Genomic DNA, 7,156 nt, shown 5'->3' on the forward strand with positions numbered 1-7,156 from the left:
ATATGAAGATTTTAAAAATAACATATAAAAAGATAGGAGTAGTCGCGACTCTTTTCTCCGCTATGATTCTAGGATCATGTAACAAGCAATTGGAGAATAATTTAATTAATGATACCTATGCGGATACCTTTTGGAAGAATGAAAAGGATTTTACGGGTGCTACGTTGGGAATGTACAGTTTATTCCGAAAAGCCATGGTGACGAACCAAGCTTTTTTCGCATGGGGAGATACCCCTGTTGGAATTTTGACAACCAGCGAGGGTACATTGCATTCGGATATCTATACGAGTGGTAGCTTTAAATTGCCCTATCGAGAAGGGGGCGGGCTTAATTGGACAAACTGGTACCGAGTCATAAATGAAGCTAATTTGATTATCAAGAGGATTCCGGACATTTCGGAAGATAAATTTTCAGCTGGAACCAAAAACTACCTTCTTGGTGAAGCATATTTTATGCGTGCACTTTCCTATTTCTATATGACACGGGTTTGGGGTGACTTACCTTTACAAACTGAACCAACGGAGACAGCTGATCAGGCTGTATTGATTGGCCGTACGTCGACCGATGAGATCTTGAAGTTTATTGTTAGTGATGCGCAGAAAGCCTCAAGTTTATTGACTTGGGAAGGGGTTGACGGGCTTGGTCGTCGTCGGGCAAATAAAGCTGCAGCTTTGGCCTTGTTAACACATGCGACTGCCTGGCAAAATGACTACGCGAAAACGGTAACATACGCGGACTCTATTATCAGTCGTCCAGATCTCTTCGCATTGCAGACAAAAGGAAATGTCCGAAACGTTTTTAAGGAAGCGAGCGCGAAAGAAAACATATTCGTGTTTACAAATAAGGATGCGGAAAATGAATCTGCGTCTTATCAAGGGATGGGGGTATTTTCAGGAGCAGTGGGTTTTATTACGGTAAGTAGTAGTATATACGTAAATATGCCGTCGTTGGTTCCAGTCTATTATGTGACAAATACAAAATTAGAGGAAATGTATGGTAAGGAGGAAGATGGGGATACCAGAAGAACTGACTTCTTTAGAAATATCACCAATTCGCAAAATAATTCGCTGATGAAGTATTCTGATATTGTCTACAAAAATGCGGCGACAAACTCGGATCCTAGGGTTGAAAGTAATTTGGTGATTTTTAGATTGGCCGATATGATCTTGCTAAAAGCGGAGGCTTTAAATGCGCTTGGAAAGGATGGTGAAGCGTTGACAGCTGTAAATTCGATCAGAAGCAGAGCAGGTGCCAAAACCATGATTAGCAGCGGTGGAGCAAATCTAAAGCGTGATATATTGAAAGAAAGACAACGTGAATTGATTGGTGAAGGTCATTGTTACTTTGATATTGTTCGAAATGCCTGGAAAACGAAAAATAATAATCTTTTCGTGCAGTTGGCTTCCTGGAGTATGGATGCTACGCGTATGGAACAAAAAGGTTATCTATTCCCAATCGAGAACAGCATTTTAAACTCGAACCGATTAATCTCACAGAATCCTTATTGGATGGGTAAATATTAAGCGAATCAACATGAAAAATACATTTATATATTTAAGTATTATTGCTTTGGTAACAATTTTTAGTTGTAAAAAAGAAGCGGTAATAGATGGTGGCGTAAGTGATCCACATGTCAATATGACAACCTATGATTTCTTGAAATCGCATCCACAGCACTTATTTGATACGACCTTGATGATTATCGATAAAGCTGGACTAAAAGATAAAGTAAACAGCGCGGGAACCTTTTTTGTCCCAACAAATTATTCCATTCGTAATTTCCTGTTAGCGAAACAGAATGAATGGCGTAAAAAGGATGAACGACTTAACTTTAATCTGGATTCATTGTTTAAATATTATCCACAAAAAATGCTCCAGGACACGATGAGTGTTTATCTTTTCTCTGATCGTATCGTCCGGGATAATTTAACCGAAACGGGAACTATGTTTCAGACACAGGAACCAATGACAAAACTCTTGGTGACCTTGGAAAAATCAAGTAGTGATGATTATTTGGAGGATGGTGTCATTTCTCAAGGACCTAAATTGCTCTATTTAACCAAGATCTATGGCGAGCGTGATGTCATGAAAAATGGCTTATTATCTGATCCTTCAGGAAAAGCAAATCTGAATGACACCAAATTGCTCTGTCAGACGTCGGGCATTATTTCAACAACAGGTATAATACACGTGTTGAACAACCAGCATATTTGGGCATTTAGAAGATAAATTTAATTGGTATTGATATGAAAAATAGATATAAAATATTTGTATACATCGGTGTATTGGCATCCTTAATGTATGCAGGTTGTAAGAAAATTGAAGTTGGTTACCTAAGTGACAATATCCGTTATGGATCAAATCCGATTGCTGTAGATCAAGGAACGTTCTATATAGCAACTGGAATTATCCCAGATGCTTCAACGCCGCCGTTTACTGTCACTCTTTTGGATGTCCGTAATAAAGCAACTGGCAAGCGAGAAGAAACTTTTTTTAAGGAATATGACGTTACTGTTTGGAAAGAGAAATATGATCCGAAAACAGATACAACACTTGAATTGATTAATAGTAAACGAGGTATAGAGAAGAAACTGCCGTTTACAGTTTTAGAAAAAAGCGGCCAGTTTATGTTTACCCAAGCGACAGATAATGTACCTACGGGAGAATATGAGGTCGATATACGCGTTCAAAATCCAAAGGGTACAAAAGATTATAAGAATATAACAACAATCAAGTTGTCTGCGGTAAAAGAATATACCTATGAAAATGTTCCTTACTTTATCGCGGTTGAGGCAAATAGCGAAACAGGTATCCGTTTCCCCTATGATGATCAATGGATTGATCAGACCAAAGGGCAGAGTACTAGTTTGACCTTAAATATTAAACGTGTAGCAGACGGTCCAAATCAAATTGTATTGAAAGTTTACGACAAAAATGGAGCATTATTTCCTGGTAGTGCTTTGGACAGAAGACCATCTGGCAATGATTTCCTTAAAACATTAGCGACCTTTGCTTATAAAACAACAGTTACAGATACTGCTGTGGTCTACGATTATGCGCAGGTGAGATTCCCGGATGTATATTGGGATAGTCAGTCGAATGGTATCAACTGCTATTACAGAATCCAATCAAAATGGATTCAGTCAATAGACTATGCGGATACTAAAAACTGGAACCCGCCAACGGATATGAAGTATTTGACTTATGATCAACCTGTTAAACTTAACATAAGGTTTAATACGAAGATTTACAAAGCCGGAAAGTATATTTATGAGCTACATTTAAAAGCGACGAAAAATCCCACAGCGAAGTAGGAAGCGTTGTGTTTAGATTATAACTGAATATATTGAGAGGGAGAGTGTGAAATAATACTCTCCCTTTTTTTGCTAACAGAAAATTATAACCCTTTTATATTTTTTAATTAAACTTAAATTTTTATGAAAAATTTTAATTTCCTTATTCTATTATGTGTTTTGATCGGTATCAATTCAGGTTGTTCAAAGCCCGATGTTAACGATGTTGTTAAAAATGTAGATTCTCCAAATCAAGTTTTAAAGGCTAATCAGCTTACGCAGCCAACAGTTACTTTGCAAGCATCAAGTACAGGGACGGCTATTACGGCAAATGTGAGTCTAAGCAACTTTGATCCAAATTATGTGGTTACTGAGGTGAGCGTTAGTTGTAATGGGACAGACGGAACTGTTATGAATAGCGTTTTGGGTGCCGGAGGAGGAAATGCGATATTTTATGGAATTAAGGGATTTAGCTATACGGTTGTAGCTACCGTTTCTTATCAATCCAAGACGGGATCCGCAATGTCCCCAATTACAAAAACAGCAATATTGAATATTTCTCAGTCCGGAGGAAGCGCATCATGCACTTATCCCCCAACATTGGCTTATCCCAGTTTTCCCTCTGTCATTGATAGAAACGGGAGCTATTTATGGATGGAAGATGGTGAGTTATTTGTATTATATCCAACTGATAATAAAATTAATGTAAATATAGTAGTATTATATAGAGAAAAGGGATCTAATCAAGAGTGGAGTCAAACGGATCCAATAAATTCAATAGGAGCTTATTTCACTGGTGTGGGAAAACTTACTCTTGTACGAATTGTTGGTTTAAAGCCTACAACAGAATATGAACTTAAATCCGCAATTCAATGTAATGACAAACTTGTTTTTACACCTGAGTTATTCTTTGCATCAACGCTAGCGATGTAAATTGTCCTAATTGCTGCGGTGGTCTATTGGTTATTTTTATATTACATTAAATTAATGATGAAAAGAAAATTTATCGCTTTCGGGTTAGGTCTTATACTAACCGTCAATCTAAAAGCTCAAACCGCTCAGGATTTTAAACAAACCTATGCCGATCTTTCTGTATTCGAAGATCCTCTGGCATTAACACTAAAAAAGGGGATTAAGAAAAAACAGCTCAATCAGATTGCTGATACTACCCTGCGCAGGGTTGCGCAGTCTATACTTGATGGCAACTATAATAAGGATTATAAATATGCAACTTATTATGCCTTGTTGAATCCGACAACATTAGGAGATCACTTAAGTATTGGGGACGGTTACAGTAAATATGAAAATATGACCGGTGTGTATCTTCCCAAAGGGAAGCATATTGTTATCGTGGACGGTATTGCAGCTGGTAAAGAGGTAAACCTTGTTGTACCCAACTGGTTGCGAAAAGCCCCTAATCCGCAGGATCCTACAAAAGACCCGAAAGGTTGGGGATTGGAAAAACAGGAATTCAGATTGCAGAATGGCGTGAACATTATCCAGCTCGATGATTACGGAAGTTTAGCTTATATCGATTATTTCTCGGAAGAACCTGAAAAGGAAAACCCGATTAGTGTTCATTTTCCGACAGGGCAGGTAAACGGTTACTTTGATCTTAAAAAACAGGGGAATAAGGAATGGGATAGTCTGATCGATCATGCTGTATTCCCGATTATGGATGCAAAAGGCGAGCATATTCAGACCGCTTATCCAATAGAGGCATTGAAACAGTATGCTTATGGAAAAGGCGTCGAGCTAATTCGTAATTATGATTCGCTGGTGTATAGGCAACATCGATTGATGGGACTGGAGAAGTATAATAAAGTACCTAAAAATCGTATTCTGGCGCGGGTGAACTATAATTATTACATGTTCCGTGATGGAGATGGTGTTGCCTATATGGGTGATAAAGTTGGTTACGCGATGAAAATGGTGGTAACGCCAGAATCGGTGATTAAAGGGGATCCTTGTTGGGGTTTCAGTCATGAGGTGGGCCACGTACACCAGACACGTCCAATGTTTAATTGGGGTGGCTTGGGTGAAGTGAGCAACAACCTGTTCTCCTTATACGTAACACGTTCGTTTGGTAATAAAACTCGGGTTTCAGAACAGAACAATTTTGAAAAAGCGAAGACCAATATTATTGAAAAGCGAATTTCTTATTTGTCAGATCCGGATGTATTCGATCGTTTGATTCCTTTTTGGCAGTTACAGCTCTATTTTGAGGGCGAAGGAAAACGTTCCGATTTTTATGCGGATCTATTTGAAGCCTTCCGTCAGCAGAATATGAATAAACCCAGAAGACAGCGTTCAGATTGGAGCTCCGATCGAATGATGGGAGAGCGCAATCCTGCCGTTCATCAGCTGAATTTTGTTAAAACAGCCTGCGAAGTGGCCAAATTGGATTTGACGGATTTCTTTGATAAATACGGATTCTTTTTTGTTGGTACGTTGGAATACGACGATTATGGAAAGTATACCTATACCATGACGCAGGAAATGGTTGATGCCTGCCGCCTGGCAATTAAAAACATGAACTTGCCCAAGCCTAAGGCTGATCTTACAGCATTAAGAGACTAGAGAATGTAAACTATAATAATGTCTGAGGCTCCGAATCATCTAAATTGATTCGGAGCCTTTTGTTTGGTTGTTATGTCTTTTGAACTTAGTCGTTATTCTAAACGTTTTACAAGCTGAACGCTTTCTCCTGCTCATTTTCTTTAATCCCATAAACCCTCCAAAAATGCCTATATCATGGCGATTCTGGTTGGATGCTGGGACACTTTTAGGGCTATTTGTGTAGTGTTCTATTTATTCGCTTTTATTTAGTTCTTCTTTAAGCTAGATTTTAATTGGTATTTAGTTAGCTTTTAGTTAGGGTTTGTTTAGGTATAACCTAAGCTATACCTAAACAAACCCTAACTAAACCCTAAGTAAACCTTGAGTAAAAGCTATACCAAAATGAGAATTGATCAAGGTTTACTTTAGACTGGTTCCGCCATCCTCTATTCCGCTGCGGTTGCGGTTCGCTGTCACGTCCTATCTCTATTATGTATATCGATGGTATTAAACGCTGCGGAGCTCTGTTGTTGCGTTGCTTATGTTCAAATTGAATATTGATTTGTAATTAACAGCACTATAGCACCGCTTTAACAGGGGGTTAATAGGGGGTACACCCCTGCTAACCCCCTGTTAACCCCCTGTTATCCCCCTGTAATACCCCTTTTAATTAGGAACAAAAGTTGAACGAAATTGGTAATAGATCCGATGCGAAGCCTGTCTCCATACTCTATATGATGACCTGGGGTTCTCCAAAGGCCCAATCTGGGGGCCGGATCTGCCATCCTGGCCCTCCGATCACCTGTTTTACAAAAAGAATCTCGCACCGTTACAGGCAGTTAAGGGCGAAATGAAAATAATAAGAACAAAAGGCTTGGAAGTGATTGTTAAAACTCCCTATCTTTGCACCACTCCGCAAGGGAGGAACGGTTACCCCGAAAGAGGGAATCATGAAAAAAGAAGGGTTTAAGAGAAGCCTGACAGGATTTAAAATCCCGTTCAGTTTATTTTAAACGCGGAAATCGAAAAAAGGGAAAAGAAAAAAAACTTTAAAAAGTTTTTGGAAGTTCAGAAAAGATTTCTACCTTTGCAGTCCCGACGGAAACGAAGGGAAAAACAAAAAAGATAAAGACGGCGCAATGCCATCGGAATATAGCGGATACGGAAGTTGAAGCGAGAAAAGTTCTTTAAGAAAACACAATCATGTAAGCGTGACGAGTAGACAAACGAAAGTCATGAACAAATTCAAGAATTAGTTCAATTCGATCCAAGATCAGAGATATAAAAAAAGAATTCTGATTATG

At 38.7% G+C, this 7,156-nt stretch carries 5 protein-coding genes; all 5 read left to right on the plus strand.

The genetic code is table 11. The features are described 5' to 3' along the window. The first annotated feature begins 2 nt into the window (after window positions 1-2). Entirely contained in the window at window positions 3-1,523 is a 1,521-nt protein-coding gene (locus GVK91_RS16960) for a RagB/SusD family nutrient uptake outer membrane protein (protein WP_159730399.1), read from the plus strand. A 10-nt stretch (window positions 1,524-1,533) separates the two neighbouring features. Beyond that, window positions 1,534-2,229 carry a hypothetical protein gene (locus tag GVK91_RS16965; RefSeq protein ID WP_159730401.1) on the plus strand — a complete coding sequence of 232 codons (696 nt, stop codon included), beginning with the start codon at window positions 1,534-1,536 and terminating at the stop codon, window positions 2,227-2,229. Between the two features lie 17 nt (window positions 2,230-2,246). Next, window positions 2,247-3,314, plus strand: a complete 1,068-nt coding sequence (locus GVK91_RS16970; RefSeq protein WP_159730403.1) for a DUF5007 domain-containing protein — start codon at window positions 2,247-2,249, stop codon at window positions 3,312-3,314. Between the two features lie 123 nt (window positions 3,315-3,437). Then, a complete protein-coding gene (locus GVK91_RS16975) occupies window positions 3,438-4,226 on the plus strand; it encodes a hypothetical protein (protein WP_159730405.1) in 789 nt (262 codons plus the stop codon). A 54-nt stretch (window positions 4,227-4,280) separates the two neighbouring features. Further along, window positions 4,281-5,873: a M60 family metallopeptidase gene (locus tag GVK91_RS16980; RefSeq protein ID WP_235032944.1), complete on the plus strand. Its 1,593-nt coding sequence runs from the start codon at window positions 4,281-4,283 to the stop codon at window positions 5,871-5,873. Window positions 5,874-7,156: the final 1,283 nt, after the last annotated feature.

The organism is Sphingobacterium sp. 18053 (assembly GCF_902706145.1).
In the GTDB taxonomy this organism is placed as follows: domain Bacteria; phylum Bacteroidota; class Bacteroidia; order Sphingobacteriales; family Sphingobacteriaceae; genus Sphingobacterium; species Sphingobacterium paramultivorum.